This is a genomic window from Nocardia sp. NPDC004654 (assembly GCF_040609595.1).
Lineage (GTDB): Bacteria > Actinomycetota > Actinomycetes > Mycobacteriales > Mycobacteriaceae > Nocardia.
In genome coordinates, this window is sequence record NZ_JBEXKI010000005.1 from 194,530 (window position 1) to 213,177 (window position 18,648).

Consider the following 18,648-nt stretch of genomic DNA (forward strand, 5'->3'; position numbering starts at 1 on the left):
GCGTTTTGGGAGAATGCGACGGTGCATGTCGCGATCGGGCTGGTGGTTCTCGTCGCGTCGGCGGCCGCGTTGGCGGCGCTGGCGCGGCGGTTCGGCGTCTCAGAACCGTTGGTGCTGACCCTGGCCGGGGTGGCGGCCTCGTATCTGCCGTTCGTTCCCGCGGTGCACCTGGAACCGGAGGTGGTGCTGCTCGGTTTGCTGCCGCCGCTGCTCTACACCGCGGCGATCCGGACCTCACTGGTGGATTTCCGCGCCAATATCGGCACCATCGCCTCGCTGTCGGTGGGTTTGGTGCTGTTCAGCACGTTCGCGGTGGCCGCGGTCGTGTGGTGGCTGCTTCCGGTGCCCTTCGCGGTGGCGGTCGCCCTCGGCGCGGTGGTCGCCCCGCCCGACGCGGTCGCCGCGACGGCGGTGGCGCGCCGGATCGGGATGCCGCGGCGCATCGTCACCATCCTCGAAGACGAGTCGCTGTTCAACGACGCGACCGCGCTGGTGGCGTTGCGGACCGCGATCGCGGCCTCGGCGGGCACGGTGTCGGTGTGGCAGGCGGGCGGTGATTTCCTGCTCGCCGCCGGCGGCGGCGCGCTGGTCGGCATCGCCGTCGCCTTCCTGCTCGCACTGCTGCGGCGGCGCATCACCGACCCGGTGCTCGACACCACACTGTCGTTCCTCGCGCCGTTCGCGGCATATCTGCCCGCCGAACAGATACACGCCTCCGGGGTGATCGCGGTCGTGACCTGCGGGATGATTCTCGGCCACGGTGCGCCGGTGTGGCAGTCGGCGGCCTCGCGCATCGCCGAACGCACCAACTGGCGCACCATCCAGTTCATCCTGGAAAGCTCGGTGTTCCTCATCATCGGTCTGCAGGTGCGCGCGATCGTGGAGGACGCGTGGAGCAGCGGGCTCGACCACACCACCCTGGTGATCTCGGCGATCGCGGTGCTGCTCGCGGTGATGGTGGCGCGGCCGCTGTGGATCTTCCCGTGGTCGCTGCTGTTCCAGCGGCTCGGACGCTCGACCGTGCCGCTGAGCTATCCGACGGTGGTGTCGTGGGCGGGCATGCGTGGCGTGGTGACCTTGGCCGCGGTCCTGCTGTTACCCCAGGACACCCCGCAGCTGCCGGTGCTGAAGCTGCTGGCCCTGGTCGTGGTGGCGGGAACCCTGCTGCTGCAGGGCACCTCGCTGTCGTGGCTGGTGCGGCGCCTGCATCTGCGCGGTCCCAGCCGCTCGGAGGACGCGCTACAGAAAGCGAACCTGCTGACCCAGGCGGGCGCGGCCGGAATGGCGGCGCTGGACGCCGCAGCCGGACCCGACACCCCGCGGCAAGTCGTGCAATCGCTGCGCGATCGGCTGACCTGGCGCACCAACGCCGCCTGGGAACGGCTGGGCCGCGCCGAGTCCGAACAGCGCACTCCCACCGCCGAATACCGCAGGCTGCGCCTCGAGATGCTGCGCGCCGAACGCGAAACCGTACTGCGGGTGCGGGATTCGGGCGGCATGGACTACGAGATCCTCCAGCACGTGCTGGCACGGCTCGATCTCGAGGAATCGATGATCGACCGGTTCGACGAAACCGAGGAAGAACGCCGCGAACCCCTCGCCGCGCCCGCCGCGGCCGCCGACTGCGACCATCTGCGGGCCGCGCCGCTGCTGCGCGAACCCACCGAACCCGATCAGTGCGCCGAATGCGTCGCCGAAGGCCAGAGCTGGGTACACCTGCGAATGTGTCTGACGTGCGGGCACATCGCCTGCTGCGACTCCTCGCCGGGCAACCACGCCACCGAACACCACGCCGCCACCGGGCACCCGGTGATGCGCAGCGTGGAACCCGGCGAAGCCTGGCGCTGGTGCTACGTCGACGAACTGCTGGGCTGAGCACCCACCGGCGCCGGACGGCGCGCGTGCGAGTAGATCAGGCGGGCGTACTCGGTGAGCAGCCGCCGCAGTGACAGATTCTCCCCGCCCGCCGCGATCTGCTGGTAGCCGATCAGCATCGCCATGCCGAGCGAGGTGACCACGGCGGCGGTCTCGTCGTCGCCGACCACGCCGTTGATCACCTTCTGCACGGTGCGCCGCCGCGACTCGTCGACCCGCTTGACCGCCAGATTCACCGATTCGTCGTTGGCGGCCCACGCCCGGATCGCGGCCTCGGCCGCGTGATGCAGACCCGCCGCCAGATCCGACATCGCGCGCACGTCGTCGTCGGGATCGCCCTGATTGAACTTCAACGTGCGCAGGATCAGCACCTGCCGGTTCTCCCAGTGCTCGAGCAGCGCGTCGACGAAACCCTGCCAGCTGCCGAAGTGGTGATAGAACGAGCCGCTGGTGACCCCGAGCCGACGGCACAGCAGCCCGATGTTGAGACCCTTGAACCCGAGTTCGGCCAGCACCTCCAGAGCGGTGTCGAAGTACTGCTCCTTGGTGACCACTCGTGACATGCGGATGCCGTTCTGCTCGTGCGGGCAAGGGGGAGGGCCCGAACAGTACCGCATCGCTTCGCGCGCGCGTGCGGGCACAAGCGAATCCGCTAGGTGACGCGCGGTAGCTGTTACCGCGCGAAATATGCAGTGCCCGTGGCGAACCGAATCCGGGCTGGATAACAGAGCAATTGCTCTGTTATAGTCGGCGCCATGCCACGACCCCGCACCCACGACCCCGGCGCCGTGCTCGACGCCGCGGAATCGCTGGCCGTCCGCGGCGGCCCGGCCGCGGTCACCATCCGCGCCGTCGCCGCCGCCACGGGGGTGTCCAATGGCGCGCTGTACCACACGTTCGGGTCGCGATCCGGAGTGTTGGGGCGCGCGTGGTTGCGGGCCGCGCGGCGGTTTCTCGCGGTGCAGAACGAGTTGATCGAGGCGGCCTCCGGATCGGAAGGCGATTCGAGCACCGGCGCAGGCGAATCGAAAACTGCTGCCTGTCAATCGGATTCGTCGGCCGAGGCCGTGTGGGACGACGCGATCGTGGCCGCCGCCGAGGCGCCGAGCGTGTTCGCCGAGCGATTCCCCGACTCCTCGCGCCTGCTGCTCACCGTCTCGCGCGAGCAGCTGCTCGGTGAAGACCTGCCCGAGGACGTGGCCGCCGAAGTTCGCGCCGCCGAACGCGCGCTGATCGACCTGCTGGTGGGGCTCGCGCAGCGCCGATGGGGCCGCCGCGACCGCCGCGCGGTCGAGGTGCTCACCACCTGCCTGGTCGACCTGCCGACCGCCGTCCTGATCCGCCGCGAGCGGATCGCCGAACCCTTTGCCCGCGAACAACTTCGGGCTGCCGTCCGCGCCGTGCTCGCGGTCGGACCGCCCCCCTGATCCGCAAGTCCCGACCACTCTCGACGAAGGAACCCGCTATGCCCACACTGGAATACCACGACAAGATCGCTGTCCTCGACCTCGGCGGCGACGAGAACCGCTTCTCCCCCGACTTCCTCGACGAAGTGAACGCCCACCTCGACACCGCCCTCGCCGACGGCGCCCAGGGCCTGCTCACCACCGCGAGCGGCAAGTTCTACTCCAACGGACTCGACCTGGACTGGCTCGGCGCCAACGCCGACCGCGCCCAGTGGTACGTCGGACGCGTGCAGGCGTTGTTCGCGCGAGTGCTCACTCTGCCCGTGCCCACCGCGGCCGCACTGCCCGGACACGCCTTCGGCGCGGGCGCCATGCTCGCCATCGCCCACGACTACCGCGTCATGCGCGCCGACCGCGGCTACTTCTGCTTCCCCGAAGTCGACATCCGCATCCCCTTCACCCCCGGCATGGCCGCCCTCATCCAAGCCAAACTGACCCCCAAGACCGCGGTCGCCGCCATGACCACCGGCCGACGCTACGGCGGCGAGGCCGCGGCCGAAGCCGACATCGTCGACGCGGCCGCCCCGGAAGGACAGGTCACCGCCGCGGCGCTGGAAATGCTGCTTCCCTTGGGCGGCAAGGACTCCGGCACACTCGGCGCGATCAAGAACACCATGTTCGCACCGGCCGTCACCGCGCTGACCACGCCGTAGACCCGTCGGATGCACCGGCGGCCTAATCAGCGCGGCGGGGCGTTCTGGCTATCCGCCAAGTGGGTCTCGAAGAACGCGAAGATGCGTCGCCAGGCGTCGGCGGCCGCATCGGCGTTGTGACCCAGGCCGGTGACGCGCAGCAGCCGGTCGCCGGGGAAGGTGTTCGCGAAGCCGTGCGTGACTCCCGGATAGGTCTTGATATCGTGGGCGACGCCGAAATCGGTGAGCGCGCGCTCGAGCTTGGCGGGTGCGCCGACCAGCGATGGATCGAGGCGGGCGTAGCTGGCCACCACCGGGCAGATGCCGTCGAGCAAGCTGCGGTAATCGCCGTACAGGCCCGGATAGAACGGAGCCGCGGCATCGAAACCCCGCGGCGCCGTCAGCAAGGCGAACCCGCCGCCCATACAGAAACCGATCACGGCCGTGCGCCCGGTGCACGCCGGATCGGACACCAGGCGGTCGCGGGCGGCGAGAATGTCGCGGACCGGGACCACGTCGGCATCGGTTTTGCCGCCGGTGAACCACAGCGCCCGCATCACCGCCCGCATGCAGCGCGCGCGACCTCGCGAGAACAGGTCCGGGGCGATCGTGAGGTAGCCGTGCTCGGCGAGCATCGCGACGTGTCCCTCGAGGTCCGTACCGAGGCCGAGGACATCGTGGACGACGACAACGCCAGGCCAGGGACCCGCACCCGCCGGGCGGGCCAGCAGCGCGGGCAGTGGGCCGTCCGGTGCGGATAGCTCGACGGTGTCCATGATCGGAAATGTACGCCGCGCGGGGCGTGCTCGAGCCGCCTTCGGCGCAGTGCCCGATCACGGCGGCGGTCCGTTCGCGGTCCAGCTCAGCCGGACCGCGGTGACGAGTGTGGCCCACTACAGAAGGGGCGTAACTGGTCGAGAGCGAATCGCTGTTTCTGGCGTACCCCCACCGCGGGTCAGTTCGGTTCCACCTCGAGATGCCGGGTGTCACCGAGGCTGGTGACCGCACGGTTGTGGAAGAAGTCGTCCTCGGTGAGCACCGTGATGCTGCCCGGCGCGGCGCGGAAGGCGACGTAGTCCGCCGAGTCGATCGGCATCCCGATCCAGGCCGCGAGCACGAATGTCAGTGCGCCCCCGTGTGTTACGACGACCTGCTGTTCACACGGGTCGTCCACGATCGCACCCATTGCCGCGTAGATACGTTGGGCGAGTTGTAATTTCGTCTCCGCGCCCGCGATTCCCTCGTCGTGGCGCAGACGTTCGCCCACGGCGGGCGGCGGGACGAATCGCCGGTCCAGCCACTCCTGCGGCCTGCCGCCCGCTTCGCCGTAGGACTTCTCGCGCAGTCTCTCGTCGAAGATCGGCGTCACGTCGAGCGCCTTGCCGATCGCTTCGGCCGTCCGCGCGGTACGCAGCAGATCCGAGGAGTGCACCCGCACCTCGGCGTCCTCGGCTATCCGCGCGCGCAGCGACTCGGCGATGGCCGCCGCGGCGCGCTCGCCTGCCGTGGTGAGCTGCGAGTCGTACCATCCGCCGACCAGTCGGTCGACGTGATGGGTCGCCTCCGGGTGGGTGACGACATAGATGTGGCGCATCGAATCTCCTTCTCGGGTGGGACCGCAGCGGCGCACACAGCGAATCGACGGGATCCCCTCCGACTTTCACAGTATCGGCGCGAACTCGAAGAACGTCGGCCCGCCGGACGACGTTCGGCGGGCGGCGCTTTCCGCCTCGACATGAACAAGCGCCTCAACCCGGAGAATTGGAGCGAGACGATTCGCCTTGTTATGGTGACCACGCCCACACCTCCCTGCCCACCACCATCGTGACCACCTTCCTGACACCACAACAGCGCGCCGACCGCACCGCCGCCGCGGTCGCGGCAGCCGTCGGGGCCGGGTGTGAGTTGGGGCTGACCGTCACCGAGCCCACGGTGCTGCACGACGTCTTTTCGGTCGTCGTCCACTTGGCCCCCTCGCCGGTCGTGGCCCGAATTCCCACCGTCCTACCCCGCCCGGACGACCTGGCCGCCCTCGCGCGCCGCCAGCGGGACGAGCTCGATGTCACACGGTGGCTGGCCGACCAGAAAATCCCCGTGATCGCGCCCAGCCCGCTCGTGCCGCGCGAACCCGTGCAGCGCGACGGGTTCTCGATGACGTTCTGGCCGTTCGTCGAGGAGGCCCGGGACAAGGAACCCGACTACGTCGCGAACGCCGAGAGCGTCGCCGACCTGCACGCGGCACTGCGCGCCTACCCGGGCCGCCTGGAGTTCCTGTCCGCGGCCGACCCGGAGTTCATCGCGGACAGCCTCGCCCGGCTCGACCAGCATCCCGACCTGATCGGAGCGGCCGAGCTCGACCGGGCCCGCCGCGAATGGCAGTTCCTCGAACCCCTCGTACGCTCACGCAGCGCCTTCGAGGCTCGGTTCCCCGGCATCGACCTCCAACCCATCCACGGCGACTCCCCGCCCGCGAACATCTTCCACGCGGTGGACGGCGACCGCTACGCCGACTTCGAACTGGTCACCCTAGGGCCCGTCGAGTGGGACCTGGCCGCTCTCGGCCCCGAGCACGAAGCCGCCTACAACCGCGGCGCACGACGCAACGGGACGAGGCCACTCGACGAGGAGGTCCTCGCCTTCGTCAACGCCCTGGGCATGCTGCGGGTCATCGCCACCCTCACCCTGGTCCCGCAGCTTCCCGAACTGATGGAGTACCTCGAGCCCGCGGTCGACCACTGGCAGACGACGCCCTTCGCCGCTGGCATGAGCGGCTGATATCAACCGACTGATAACCGGTGACGCCACCGCCGGCTCCGCGCAGGTCAATTTGCTGAAGATATGCTGTATCGGTGGTGTCCGCGCCGTCGCCGATGCTGGCCCTCTCCGGACGACCGCCCGGAAATCCGGACGGTTGGGCCTTCGAGATGAAATGGGACGGCATGCGCGCCGTCGCCGCGGTGGCCGAAGGCGACTGTCAGCTCTACAGCCGAAACCGCAAACAGGTCACCGGCTCGTTCCCTGAAATCGCCGCCGCCGTCGCCGCGGCGGTCGGCGAGCATCAGGCCACCATCGACGGGGAGATCGTGGCGCCGGAAGCCGCGAGCGGCGCGCCGTCGTTCTCCCGGCTCCAGCGCCGCATGCACGTCCGCGCGCCATCGGCGCAGCTGATCAGGGATGTTCCGGTGCTGTACATGATCTTCGACCTGCTCGCCCTCGACGGCCACGCCACCACCGCCCTGCCGTACCGGCAGCGGCGGGAGTTGCTCGCCCAGCTCGACATCGCCCGCCCGCCGATCCAGTTGTCGCCCTACTGGACCGACATCGAGCCCGAGGCGCTGTCGGAGGCCGCGGCGGAGAACGGGCTCGAGGGTCTGGTCGCCAAACGACTCGACTCCACGTATCAACCGGGTGAACGGTCGCGCAACTGGATCAAGATGCCGTTCCGGAAAACCACCGAAGCCGTCATCGCCGGATGGTTGCCCGGAAATGGCCCGTTCGCCAACGCATTCGGGTCGTTGATTCTCGGCGCGCACGATTCGGCGGGACGGCTGGTACATATCGGCAATGTCGGGACCGGATGGAAAATCGCGGAACGGCGCAGTCTACGCACCCGCCTGGACGAACTCGCCCGCCCCGATACACCTTTCGACGTACCGCCGCCGCGCGCGATCGCCGTGCTGGCGCACTGGGTCGAGCCCGAGTTGGTCGCCGATATCGAATACCGGGAAGCCACCCCCGAGGGACTACGGCATCCCAGCTGGCGGGGTATCCGCATCGACAAATCCCCCGACGAGATCGAAGTGCCCTTATAGGATCGTTCCGCATGTCGATTGGTACGCGTTCGCGCACAACGCAACAGCGCGCTGCTCGAACTGGCCGGCGAGGTTCCCTGGCCGATCCTGGCGCAGACCACCGGCATGCACATCACCACCGCGGTGCGCTGGAGCACGCTCGCCGCCCGCGACTGGACGAGAACAGGAATGGTTCCCATCACTGTGCCCGTCACCAGGGCACTGCTCCGGCGTCGTCGAAGAATCTGCCAGTCGGTGCTAGACGCCGAGTGCGCCCGGATCGACGGATCCGGGCGCTGGGTGGCGGTCGAGCCGAGGTCAGCTCAGGCCGCTGAGTTCCTCGGTGGCCCTGGCTCGCGCTGTCAGCTCGTCGAGGAAACGATCGATGCTGCTCGACCTGGCGAGCGGTGATTCGAGTAGGTCACGGGCTATGGATTCGGCGCGGTCGATGACCGCTGTGGTGAGGTCGTGGGTGAGTTCTTCCTCCAGTTGCCGATGTGCCAGAGCGACGTTGCGCAGGCCTTCTCGGCGCACCCGTTCGACTTCGGCCGCCGCGGTGTCCCGCAGTTCGGTGACGATCCGGTCGGCGTCATCACGCGCCTGGCGGCCGATGCGTGCGACCTCGACCTGGGCGGCCGCGACCGCCTTGGCGAAAGCGCGTTCGGCGGCGGCCAATTCGGTCGCGGCGTCCGCGCTTTCCGTCATCTGTTCCTCGATCGTGCGCTGCGCTTTGCGCATGACCGTCCGAACCTGCGGGGCAACCCATTTCGACAGTGCGCCGAGGATGACGGCGAAGCCGAAGAGCTGGCTGACGAATACGGGCCAGTCCCAGGTGATGTCGTAGACACCGTCGCCGGTGTTCATCGTTGTCCACCTCCGATCACCCGATCCGCAAGGTCGTGCGCCATGGGATCGAGATGCGTGTCCAATCGTGCCGCCGCCGCGGCGGCCTGGGTTCGCAGTTCCGCGGTGGCCGTGGCCACCATCTCCTCGGTTCGATCTCGAGCGCGATCGCGGTGCGCGACCAGGATCGCTCGGCCTTCGTTCCTGGCCTGTTCGCGTAGCCGCGCCGCGTCGGCGTGGGCCTGGGCGAGCGCGGACCGGTAGCGGTCCTCGGCCGCGGCGAACGCTTCCCGCGCCTGTCGCCGGTGGGCGGCGGCTTCGGTCACGCGGGCCTCGCGTTGGTCGAGAACCTCCCGGATCGGTGGTACCACGAACAGCCAGATGACCGCGAACACGATGAGGAAGATCGCCAGCTCGACGAAGAACGTGCCGTTGGGAATCAAGAAGTTCTCGGCCGCGCGGATTTCGGTGTTCATGGCGCTACTTGCCCGGCGCCGCGAACGCGAACAGTGCCATGAACGTCAGATTGATGAAGTACACGGCGTCGACGAGGCTGACCGCCATCAGGTAGTTGCCGCGCAGCTTGCCCTCGGCCTCCGGCTGCCGGGAGATGCCGTTGATCAGCGCCGAGCCCGCCATGCCGTTGCCGTAACCGGCGCCGATCGCGCCACCGACCATCATCAGTCCACCGGCGACCAATGCCGCCGCCTGAACCACCGTCTCGTGCGTTATGTCGGCCATGTGTCATTCCTTTCCTCGAATGATCCAACAGTTGTGTGCGGGTGCGGGATGTGCGCCTGCGGCTCAATGCTTTTCGTGTTCGACGGCGGTGGCCTGCCCGAAGTAGAGGACGGTCAGCAGGGCGAAGATGAAAGCCTGGATGAGTCCTACGAACAGGTCGAACAGCTTCCATGCCGCGTTCGGACCCCAGCTGAGCCAGGCGGGCAGCAGTGCGATCACCGAGATCATCACTCCGCCCGCGAACATGTTGCCGAACAACCGCAGCGCCAACGACAGCGGTTTGGCGATCTCCTCGATGACATTGATGACAACCATCGGACCCCAACCCATATGGCCCTTCAGCAGCTGCTTCACATGTCCGATCGGACCGCGGCGTGCCACGCCGGCGGCCTGGTAGGCGACGAAGACGAACAGGGCGAGCGCGTAGGTGAAATTGACGTCGGCCGCGGGCGGTTTGATCAGCTCACCGGCGCCGTACTGCACCGGCAGCACCGACAACCAGTTCGACAGCAGCACGAAGACGAACAGCGTCACGGCCAGCGGCAGGACGAACGGTGCGATCCGTAGTCCCACAGCGCTTTCCACCTGCGCGCGCATCTGCACGGTGACCGCTTCGAAAAACAACTGCACGCCGCCGGGGACCCCGGAGGTCAGCTTGACGCGCAGGGAGAACGCCAGACCCAGCACGACGGCGGCCGCGACCACGGTCGCGACGATCGTGTCGACGTGAAAATCCATTCCGAACAGGTGCGCGGTTTCGTGGTGTCCCACTTCGACTTTCGTCATCGAGCGCTCCGCAGAGTCGGTGCGGCCGCCCAGAACGCGGCGCCGATTTGAAAGGTCACCAGGCCGTACAGAATGCCCAGTCCGTCCGGGCGTGTCAGGACACCGGCGACCAGCGCGAGCACCGTGACGGCGAACAGCCGGATCCCGGTGACGGCCGCCAAAGGCCCTTTGCCGGAGGTGTTCTCACTCACGAGCGCGGCCACGCCCAGGCGGGTGAGATACGCGTTGGCCAATCCCAAACCTATTCCGGCGCAAATGAATACACCCAACAGCAGCCGATCCTGCATCCCGGCGGCGGCGAGAATCGTGATCCCGGCCGCGGTTGAGACGATGATCGGGCCGCGGTCACCGTTGACCGTCATGTGCCCTCCCTCGGCGATGAATGGCGGTGGAAGGCAATGCCTTCCGCGTCACAAGGTCATTCTTGCTTACTACGCCCCGTAGTACAAGAGAAGCGGGCAAATCGGGCATATCGGTCGTGCGATGACGAGACCGGCGACCCGGGCCGCGAACTCTTGATGGCATGAACATATCACGTAAGTTGGTACATGCATACCATCAACGGTTGCGGTTCGAGTGCTGTGCGCGCAGAGGGATCGCACTGGCGCCGCGCCGAAATCGACGTTCCCGGTGGCGCAATTTGCACGGGTGCGATTCGGCGTCAGCGCCAGAAACGTTGCCACCAACGGCGCTTCGGACGGGCGGACGATTCCGCCACCACGCCCTGCGCCGATGACCCCACCTGTTGCTCCGAAGGTTCGCGCGCGCGTTGCGTCGAGCTGGTCGCGCGTCGAGCCGAGGTTGCAGACGCGCGGCGTGCCGAATCCGTACTTCCGCTCGACGCGGACGCCTTCTCCTCCCGCCACCGCCGCACCACCGTGTCGGCGTCGATCGGCCCCACCGGCACGTGTGGCGGCGTCGGTACCCGCACATAGCGGACCACCCGCTGATTCAGTTCGGCGACCGCGGCGCGCACCTCAGGCTCGGTGTCCAGTTCGGCGACCGTCTGGTGAATGCGCTCCACATCCCGGCGCAGAACCAGCGATTCCGGCAACATACCGTCGGCTCGAATCCCCTCGCGCCGCAGATAACTCCGCAACCACCAGTTCTCGTCCACCTGGGTGCCGACCCCGGGAATCGGCTGACCCGCCCCGTGCAGATTGTCGAATTCCCCGCGCTCGGTGGCCTCGCGGACCTGCTTGTCGATCCACGATTCGAAGGTCTGATCCGGCGGTTTGCGCTCGGTCATGTCCTCCAGCCTACCGACGGTTCGGCGACGTCGTTCACGCCGACCGCGCTGTCGGGTAAGCGCCTGTCCGCGAACAGGTTTCGGAAAAGGCCAGCGCGCAACACCCCGCCCGACCTACCGTCGGAGCACAGTGCCGGGCGTCGTGAGTGAGACCGAAATGACCGAACCGAACACCTCTTGTGCCGCATTCCAGCGCGTCGCCGCGATCGATCCGGACGCGGTAGCCGTCCGCTCGATCGGCGGCGAGCAGAGCCTGACGTGGCGTGCGTATTCCGAACAGGTCCGAGCCGTCGCGGGCGGGCTGAGCGCGCTCGGCGTGGGGCGCGGTGACACCGTGGCCCTGATGATGGGCAATCGCGTCGAGTTCTATCCGCTCGAAGTCGGCGCACAGCACACCGGCGCCACGTCGTTCTCGGTGTACAACACCCTCGCGCCGGACCAGTTGCACCATGTGTTCACCAATGCGGGCAACCGGGTGGTGATCTGCGAGGAACAGTACGTCGAGCGGGTCCGCGGCTGCGGCGCGCCGATCGAGACCATCGTGTGCGTCGACGGCGCGCCCCAGGGAACAATCGGTGTCGACGAGCTCATGGCCTCGGCCGCTGCGGATTTCGATTTCGAGGCGACCTGGCGTGCCGTGCGCCCGTACGACATCGTCACCCTCTGCTACACCTCGGGCACCACTGGCAATCCCAAGGGCGTGGAGATCACCCACGAGAATCTGCTGTTCGAAGCCCGCGCGTTCGCCTCGGTACTGCCGGTCCAATTCGGCGACCGTCAAACCTCCTACTTGCCGACCGCGCACATGGCCGACCGGTTCACCGCGCTGTACCTGCAGGAGGTGTTCGGCACGCAGATCACCGCCGTCCCCGAGCGCGCGCAGCTGCCCGCCGCGCTGCTCGACGTACGCCCCACCATCTGGGGCGCGGTGCCGCGGGTGTGGGAGAAGTTCAAGGCGGCGATCGAGTTCTCCGTCGCCAACGAGCCCGATCCCACCACCAAGGCCGCCTTGCAGTGGGCTCTCGACACCGCCCGCCGTAAGGCCGAGGCCCGGCTGCGCGAGGAGCCCCTCGATCCCGCCCTCGCCGAGGAGTGGGCGCGCGCCGATGCCGCGGTGCTGTCGAAGCTGCGCGCGAAACTCGGTCTGGATCAGGTGAAGTGGGCGATATCGGGCGCCGCGCCGGTGCCGCCGGAGACGCTCGGGTTCTTCTTCGGGCTGGGTATCCCGATCTCCGAGGTGTGGGGGATGTCGGAGCTGACCTGCGTGGCCAGCGTGAGCCCGCCGGAGCAGGCGCGGTTGGGCACCGTCGGCAAGCTGCTGCCCGGGCTGGAGGGCTCCGTCGCCGAGGACGGTGAGTTCCTGGTGCGTGGACCGCTGGTGATGCGCGGCTATCGCAAGGAACTCGACGAGACCGTCGCGGCGCTCGATGACGACGGCTGGCTGCACACCGGCGACATCATCACCGTCGACGAGGACGGTTACCTGAAGGTGGTCGACCGCAAGAAGGAGTTGATCATCAACTCGGCGGGCAAGAACATGTCGCCTGCCAATATCGAGAACGCCATCAAGGCCGCCACCCCGCTGGTCGGCTCGCTGGCGGTGATCGGGGATCGGCGGCCGTTCACCACCGCGCTCATCGTGCTCGACGCCGAATCCGCGGCGCCCTATGCCGCTCAGCACGGGCTGCCGGATTCCTCGGCCGCCGCACTCGCCGCCGATCCCGGAGTGATCACGGCGATCGCGCGCGGGGTGGCGGCTGGCAATGCGGCGTTGTCGCGAGTCGAGCAGGTCAAGCGGTTCACGATCCTGCCGGTCTTCTGGGAGCCGGGCGGCGACGAGATCACCCTGACGATGAAACTGCGCCGCAAGCCCATCGCCGAGAAGTACGCGGCCGAGATCGAAGAACTCTACGCGGACCGACCGGATGGTTCGGTTCACGAGCCGATCGAGGCGCTGGACACCGCGGTGCGCTAGGGCCCGAGCCGACCGGTCTGGACGGTTATCCACACTGTTGTATTAGCGATCCCACAGATCTAATTTAGGTAATACGAAAACTCTGTGGGTAAGGCGTGCGGTGGTGCAGCGTGACCTGATGGGGGAGCCTTCGCGCCGCGGCTTTCTGGCCGGCGGCGGCGCGCTGCTGGGCCTGGGTGGCGCGGCGGTGGCGGCGCGCGCGGGTCTGTCCGAGGCGCGACCGCGCTCGGAGCAGACCGGCCACGGTATGCACGGGGCGGTCGCCCACGGCGGCGGGGTCAGCGGGCCCACTTTCCGCATCGGTTCGGTGGTCGACCACCACGGCAACGGATTCGACCCGACCGAGATCCTGCGCGACTTCGACTACGGCACGGTCACCAAAGCCGCCGACGGTCGCACCGTGCGGGAGTGGGAGATCGCCTCCACCGACAAGGAACTCGAGGTCGCGCCCGGCGTGCAGTTCCCGGCGTGGGTGTTCAACGGCCGCATCCCGGGACCGACGCTGCGCTGCACCGAGGGCGACCTGCTGCGCATCACCTTCACCAACGGCTCGCAACACCCGCACACCATGCATTTCCACGGCATCCATCCCGCGGAGATGGACGGCACCCCCGGCCTCGGCGCCGGACTCATCGCGCCCGGGCAGAGCACCGTCTACGAATTCGACGCCATCCCCTTCGGCGTGCACCTCTACCACTGCCACGTCGGGCCGCTGGCCGAGCACATCGCCCGCGGCATGTATGGGACGTTCATCGTCGACCCGCCGCAGGCGCGTCCGGCCGCCGACGAGCTGGTCATGGTGCAGCACGGCTACAACACCACCTTCGACGCCGAAGGCAACCAGCTCTACGCCGTCAACGGCATCCCGTTCCACTACATGCACGAACCGGTGCGCGTGCAACGCGGTGAACTCGTGCGCATCTACCTGGTCAACGTGCTCGAGTACGACCCGGTCAACAGCTTCCACATCCACGGCAACTTCTTCGACTACTACCCCACCGGCACCCGGCTGCAACCCGCCGACTACACCGACACGATCGTCCAGGGCCAAGGCCAGCGCGGCATCTGCGAACTGCGGTTCCCGTACGCGGGGAAGTTCATGTTCCACGCGCACAAATCCGAGTTCGCCGAACTGGGGTGGATGGGATTCTTCGAGGTGACCTGATGAGCGAACGCAGTGAGCGAATCATGAGCGAGCGCGCCGAAACTCCCGCATCGCAGAAGTCCGAGGCTCCCGGATGGTTGTCGACCGTGGCGGTGGTTCTGCTGCTCGGCTTGGCGCTGGCGGCGCTGGCCGTAGTGGGCGGGCGTTCGCTGCCCGAGCGGATCGGTCCACCGGTGGAAGAGATCGCGGTCGAACAGGTTCGGATGTCGCCGGGCCGCATCGATCTCACCGTGCGCAACGCCGGACCCGATCCGGTGCGGGTGGCGCAGGTGTTCGTCAACGACGCGTTCGTCGACGTCCGCGGCGGCGAGGAACCGATCGGACCCCGCCGCAGCACCGTGCTCACGCTGGACTATCCCTGGCAGGAAGGTCAGCCGTATCTGGTCTCCATGCTGACCTCCACCGGACTGGTCATCGAACACGAGATCGCCGCGGCCGTCGAGACACCCACCGGCGGGCGCGACCTGTTCGCGGTGATGGCGCTGCTCGGCGCCTACGTGGGCATCATCCCGGTCGTTCTCGGCATGCTGCTGCTTCCCGTGCTGCGGCGAATCGGCAAGGGCGGCATCCGTTTCCTGCTCGCGGTGACCGTCGGGCTGCTGCTGTTCCTCGCCGTCGACGCCGTCTTCGAAGGGTTCGAGCTCGGCGAGCGTTCCGGCGGCGCGTTCGGCGGCATCAGCCTGCTCGCGCTCGGCGCGATTCTCGCCTTCCTCGCGCTCACCTTCGTCGACCGCTGGCTCACCCGCCGCGCCGACGCCTCGGACGGACGCGGCGGCACCCGGCTGGCGCTGATGATCGCCATCGGCATCGGACTGCACAACCTCGGCGAGGGCCTGGCCATCGGATCCGCCTACGCGCTGGGCGAACTCGCGCTCGGCGCGGCGCTGGTCATCGGGTTCGCGTTGCACAACACCACCGAAGGATTGGCGATCGTCAGCCCGCTACTGACGGCGGCCCGGCCGGGGGTGCTGCGACTGCTCGGGCTCGGGCTCATCGCGGGCGCACCGGCGATCCTCGGCGCGGTGCTCGGCGCGGGCGTCAACAATGCCGAACTGTCGCTGCTGTTGCTCGGTCTGGGCATCGGTGCGATCGCGCAGGTCGTCGTGCAGATCGCGCCCGCACTGCGCACCGCGGACGATCACGACACCGGAACCGTGGCAGCGATGGACTCCACCGCGATCCTGGGTGTCGCTGTCGGCGTAGCGGCGATATACGCGACAGGTCTACTCGTATTGCCCTGAGCACCCCAACGATTCCGAGCCAGCTGGCACACAGGTTTTGCACGCCGCACATAGGCATCGTCTGTGTGCGGCGTGCGAAAGGTATGTGGAACGCGGCTGCGGTTCAGAGTGTGAAGGTGAGGCGGTCGGGGCTGAGGTAGTCGGTGGGGTCGTGCATGGTGCGTAACTCCGGGCGTCGCCCGGAAGCCAAGCGGGCGAGTTCGGTGCGCAGCGGGGCGTCGTAGGTGGCGGCGCTGGCCGTCAGGCCCGGCAGCCAATTGTCGTGGTGGGACGGGACGAACAGCGACGGGCCCAGCGCCTCGACGTACTTGCGGGGATCGCGCAGGCCGTTGGTGATCTGGTTGTAGCCCTGCACCGCGCCGATGTGCACGTCCGTGGACGGCAACCCCGCGAGCACGTCGAACACCTCGGGCGCCTTCTCGGTGAGCGGACCCGCGGAATCGTGCCAGGTGAGCGTGAAACCGGGGACGCGGAATTGGTAGAGCAGCACACCGCCCTCCGGATCCAGTAAGCGCGGCAACGTCTGGCGCAGATCGGTGAGCGTCGGATGGTGGCGCAGGATCGGTCCCAGTTCCGGACGCGGAAAGAACCGCCGCGCCTCGTCGGCCGGATCCTGCGGGGTGCGAGCCGAATGCAAGTGCCGGACCGCGGTGACCGCGACCCCACCGACGGTGACCTCGTGGCGCTGCCCGATGGGCGTGTGGGCGTCACCGAGCGCCTCCGACGGAAACGTGGCCTCGGGCACCTGGGCGCGGATGGCGGCGCAGTGCTCGGCCGTGCCGTAGACCGTCGCGCCGCTGGCCTCGGCGATCGCGCCCGCGTCACCGGCGTGGTCGAAATGGCCGTGACCGATGAAGATCGCCGCCGGACGCAAGTCCGCCAACTCCTGCGTCGTCGCGGGCACATAGCCGGAACTGGTCACCCGGGGTACCCACGCGTCGAGCAGGAACACCGAACCGCCCAGCGCAAGCGCGTAAGTCGTGCAGCCGACCCATGACAGCACCACGCGATCGGCCGGTACCGCACCCGTCTCGGGATCGGCCGCCGCACCGAAGAACCGCCGCCGCGCCGCCGTCGTCGTCCGCGCGTCCCCCGCCTCGCCCACCGGTTCCAACCGCATCGGCCGCCCCCACGCCCCGCGGAACCCAGCGATCAGCGAACCAGGATGCAGATTGCACATCCGTGCACCAGATCACGGAAACCCGGCATCTGGCAACCCTCGGGGTCCGTCCCGCCGCGTCCGGGAACGCGGCGGGCGTCGTGTGAGTCCATGATCGAAGCGGCGAGACCGGCTGTGACACGGGGGTACTGGCGGGTGACCGGCCCGGGGCGAAGGTTATCGCCCACCGAATCCGTGGTGGTTTGCAGACGACCGGGCGGTGTAGCGGACGACCCGTGGCGGCACCGGCTGCGCGCAGCCCTTACAGCTCGACGCCGAGCAGGGCGTCGACGGCCGTGGCGACCAAGCCGGGCGCCGCGGTGTCGGGGCCGCCGTATTCGAGCGCCTGCGCGACCCAGTTATCCACGGCGGCAAGGGCTTTGGGGGTGTCGAGGTCGTCGGCGAGGTGCTGGCGCAGGCGGGCCACCGTGTCCTCGGCGACGGGGCCGGAAGCCAGGGCGGTGGCGCTGCGCCAGCGGGCCAGGCGCGCCTGGGCGTCGGTGAGGACCTCGTCGGTCCACATGCGGTCCTGGCGGTAGTGTCCGGCGAGCAGGCCGAGGCGGATGGCGGCCGGGTCGACACCGGAGTTGCGCAGCTTGGAGACCAGCACCAGGTTGCCCTTGGACTTCGACATCTTCTCGCCGTCCAGGCCGATCAGCCCGGCGTGCACGTAGTGGCGGGCGAAACGGCGGCCCGCGATCAGGGATTCGGCGTGCGCGGCGGAGTACTCGTGGTGCGGGTAGATCAGGTCACTGCCGCCGCCCTGGATGTCGAACTCCGGGCCGAGGCGGTTGAGCGCGATCGCCGAACACTCGATGTGCCAGCCAGGCCGGCCCGCACCGAACGGGGCGGGCCAGGACGGCTCGTCGGGACGGGCCGCGCGCCACAGCAGCGCGTCGATGGTGTCGCGCTTGCCGGGGCGGTCCGGATCGCCGCCGCGTTCGGCGAACAGCCGCTCCATGGTCGCGCGGTCGTAGCCGGACTCGTAGCCGAACTGTTCGTTGGCATCGGCGCGGAAGTAGATGTCGGGGTACTCCGCGTCCTCCACGACGTACGCCGCACCCGAGGCGAGCAATTTCTGGACGAACTCGACGACCTCGTCCACCGACTCGATGGCGCCCACGTACTCGCGCGGCGGCACGATGCGCAGCGCCCGCATGTCCGAGCGGAACAGGTCGATCTCGCGGGTGCCGAGATCGCGCCAGTCCAGGCCGTCGCGGGCGGCGCGCTCGAACAGCGGGTCGTCGACGTCGGTGACGTTCTGCACGTAGTGCACGTCGTGGCCCGCGTCGCGCCACAGCCGGTTGACCAGGTCGAAGGTCAGGTAGGTTGCGGCGTGTCCGAGGTGGGTGGCGTCGTAGGGGGTGATCCCGCAGACGTACATGGTGGCGGTGGCGCCGGGGGTGACCGGCCGCACCCGCGCGTCGGCGGTGTCGTACAACCGCAACGGTGGCCCTGCTCCGGGGACGGTCGGTAGGGCGGTATCGGACCAGGACTGCATGATTCGAGGGTAAAGGTGTGGCCGAGTTCATCGCCGCTCGCCCCGGCCGCGCGGGCACCCCGAGCGCCACACGACCCTATCGGGACCAGCCAAAACGAGACCGCTACCAGAAGTCAATGGTTTCGCTCTCGCGGAAAAGAACATCCGACGAATAGTGCGGACTCCGGTTCACGCCAGCAAACCTCCAGACGACTGCGCCGCCTCAGAGCCTCGCGCAGCTGGGC

19 protein-coding genes are annotated in these 18,648 nt (G+C 68.5%); 8 read left to right on the top strand and 11 right to left on the bottom strand.

Going from position 1 to position 18,648, the window contains the following annotated elements:
• Positions 1–21: 21 nt before the first annotated feature.
• The gene (locus tag ABZV58_RS18435) at positions 22–1,875 is read left to right on the top strand and encodes a Na+/H+ antiporter (protein WP_355001339.1); all 1,854 of its coding nucleotides are present in this window, start codon (positions 22–24) and stop codon (positions 1,873–1,875) included.
• On the opposite strand, the gene ABZV58_RS18440 is transcribed toward ABZV58_RS18435, so the two are convergent.
• Positions 1,851–2,438, bottom strand: coding sequence for a TetR/AcrR family transcriptional regulator (locus tag ABZV58_RS18440; protein WP_355001340.1), 588 nt, complete (start codon positions 2,436–2,438; stop codon positions 1,851–1,853). The genes ABZV58_RS18435 and ABZV58_RS18440 overlap by 25 nt on opposite strands.
• Positions 2,439–2,630: 192 nt before the next feature.
• On the opposite strand from ABZV58_RS18440, the gene ABZV58_RS18445 reads away from it, so the two are divergent.
• Complete coding sequence (locus ABZV58_RS18445) at positions 2,631–3,302, top strand: helix-turn-helix domain-containing protein (RefSeq protein WP_355001341.1); 672 nt, start codon at positions 2,631–2,633, stop codon at positions 3,300–3,302.
• A 38-nt stretch (positions 3,303–3,340) separates the two neighbouring features.
• Positions 3,341–3,994 carry an enoyl-CoA hydratase-related protein gene (locus tag ABZV58_RS18450; protein ID WP_355001342.1) on the top strand — a complete coding sequence of 218 codons (654 nt, stop codon included), beginning with the start codon at positions 3,341–3,343 and terminating at the stop codon, positions 3,992–3,994.
• Positions 3,995–4,020: 26 nt separating this feature from the next.
• Here ABZV58_RS18450 and ABZV58_RS18455 read toward each other — a convergent pair whose 3' ends face one another.
• Both ABZV58_RS18455 and ABZV58_RS18460 read right to left on the bottom strand, forming a co-directional pair.
• Positions 4,021–4,749, bottom strand: coding sequence for a dienelactone hydrolase family protein (locus ABZV58_RS18455; protein WP_355001343.1), 729 nt, complete (start codon positions 4,747–4,749; stop codon positions 4,021–4,023).
• Positions 4,750–4,928: 179 nt separating this feature from the next.
• Entirely contained in the window at positions 4,929–5,567 is a 639-nt protein-coding gene (locus ABZV58_RS18460; protein ID WP_355001344.1) for a histidine phosphatase family protein, read from the bottom strand.
• A 230-nt stretch (positions 5,568–5,797) separates the two neighbouring features.
• Here ABZV58_RS18460 and ABZV58_RS18465 point away from each other — a divergent pair, with 230 nt between their 5' ends.
• Complete coding sequence (locus ABZV58_RS18465; protein ID WP_355001345.1) at positions 5,798–6,748, top strand: aminoglycoside phosphotransferase family protein; 951 nt, start codon at positions 5,798–5,800, stop codon at positions 6,746–6,748.
• Between the two features lie 74 nt (positions 6,749–6,822).
• On the top strand, positions 6,823–7,785 hold the full coding sequence (ligD, locus tag ABZV58_RS18470) for a non-homologous end-joining DNA ligase (RefSeq protein ID WP_355001346.1): 963 nt from the start codon (positions 6,823–6,825) through the stop codon (positions 7,783–7,785).
• A gap of 297 nt (positions 7,786–8,082) precedes the next feature.
• Here the strand turns inward: ligD and ABZV58_RS18475 are convergent, their stop codons facing one another.
• The 6 genes from ABZV58_RS18475 to ABZV58_RS18500 all read right to left on the bottom strand — a co-directional run bounded on the left by ABZV58_RS18475 (position 8,083) and on the right by ABZV58_RS18500 (position 11,383).
• Positions 8,083–8,628 carry a hypothetical protein gene (locus ABZV58_RS18475; RefSeq protein WP_355001347.1) on the bottom strand — a complete coding sequence of 182 codons (546 nt, stop codon included), beginning with the start codon at positions 8,626–8,628 and terminating at the stop codon, positions 8,083–8,085.
• Complete coding sequence (locus tag ABZV58_RS18480) at positions 8,625–9,083, bottom strand: F0F1 ATP synthase subunit B (protein WP_355001348.1); 459 nt, start codon at positions 9,081–9,083, stop codon at positions 8,625–8,627. The genes ABZV58_RS18475 and ABZV58_RS18480 overlap by 4 nt, the downstream gene beginning before the upstream one ends.
• A gap of 4 nt (positions 9,084–9,087) precedes the next feature.
• On the bottom strand, positions 9,088–9,348 hold the full coding sequence (atpE, locus tag ABZV58_RS18485; protein ID WP_067783390.1) for an ATP synthase F0 subunit C: 261 nt from the start codon (positions 9,346–9,348) through the stop codon (positions 9,088–9,090).
• Positions 9,349–9,411: 63 nt separating this feature from the next.
• Positions 9,412–10,134 (bottom strand): F0F1 ATP synthase subunit A, encoded by a 723-nt coding sequence (gene atpB / locus ABZV58_RS18490; protein WP_355001349.1) that lies wholly within the window; start codon positions 10,132–10,134, stop codon positions 9,412–9,414.
• Positions 10,131–10,496, bottom strand: coding sequence for a hypothetical protein (locus ABZV58_RS18495; protein ID WP_355001350.1), 366 nt, complete (start codon positions 10,494–10,496; stop codon positions 10,131–10,133). The genes atpB and ABZV58_RS18495 overlap by 4 nt, the downstream gene beginning before the upstream one ends.
• 299 nt (positions 10,497–10,795) lie before the next feature.
• On the bottom strand, positions 10,796–11,383 hold the full coding sequence (locus ABZV58_RS18500) for a DUF1992 domain-containing protein (protein ID WP_355001351.1): 588 nt from the start codon (positions 11,381–11,383) through the stop codon (positions 10,796–10,798).
• A 157-nt stretch (positions 11,384–11,540) separates the two neighbouring features.
• Between ABZV58_RS18500 and fadD11 the strand changes: the two genes are divergently transcribed.
• The 3 genes from fadD11 (at position 11,541) to ABZV58_RS18515 (ending at position 15,764) form a co-directional block, all read left to right on the top strand.
• On the top strand, positions 11,541–13,358 hold the full coding sequence (gene fadD11 / locus ABZV58_RS18505) for a fatty acid--CoA ligase FadD11 (protein WP_355001705.1): 1,818 nt from the start codon (positions 11,541–11,543) through the stop codon (positions 13,356–13,358).
• A gap of 118 nt (positions 13,359–13,476) precedes the next feature.
• The gene (locus tag ABZV58_RS18510; protein WP_355001352.1) at positions 13,477–14,523 is read left to right on the top strand and encodes a multicopper oxidase domain-containing protein; all 1,047 of its coding nucleotides are present in this window, start codon (positions 13,477–13,479) and stop codon (positions 14,521–14,523) included.
• On the top strand, positions 14,523–15,764 hold the full coding sequence (locus tag ABZV58_RS18515) for a ZIP family metal transporter (protein WP_355001353.1): 1,242 nt from the start codon (positions 14,523–14,525) through the stop codon (positions 15,762–15,764). The genes ABZV58_RS18510 and ABZV58_RS18515 overlap by 1 nt, the downstream gene beginning before the upstream one ends.
• A gap of 103 nt (positions 15,765–15,867) precedes the next feature.
• On the opposite strand, the gene ABZV58_RS18520 is transcribed toward ABZV58_RS18515, so the two are convergent.
• Together ABZV58_RS18520 and mshC are read right to left on the bottom strand one after the other, a co-directional pair.
• A complete protein-coding gene (locus ABZV58_RS18520) occupies positions 15,868–16,884 on the bottom strand; it encodes an MBL fold metallo-hydrolase (protein ID WP_355001354.1) in 1,017 nt (338 codons plus the stop codon).
• 301 nt (positions 16,885–17,185) lie between these two features.
• Positions 17,186–18,424, bottom strand: coding sequence for a cysteine--1-D-myo-inosityl 2-amino-2-deoxy-alpha-D-glucopyranoside ligase (gene mshC / locus ABZV58_RS18525; protein WP_355001355.1), 1,239 nt, complete (start codon positions 18,422–18,424; stop codon positions 17,186–17,188).
• Positions 18,425–18,648 lie beyond the last annotated feature (224 nt).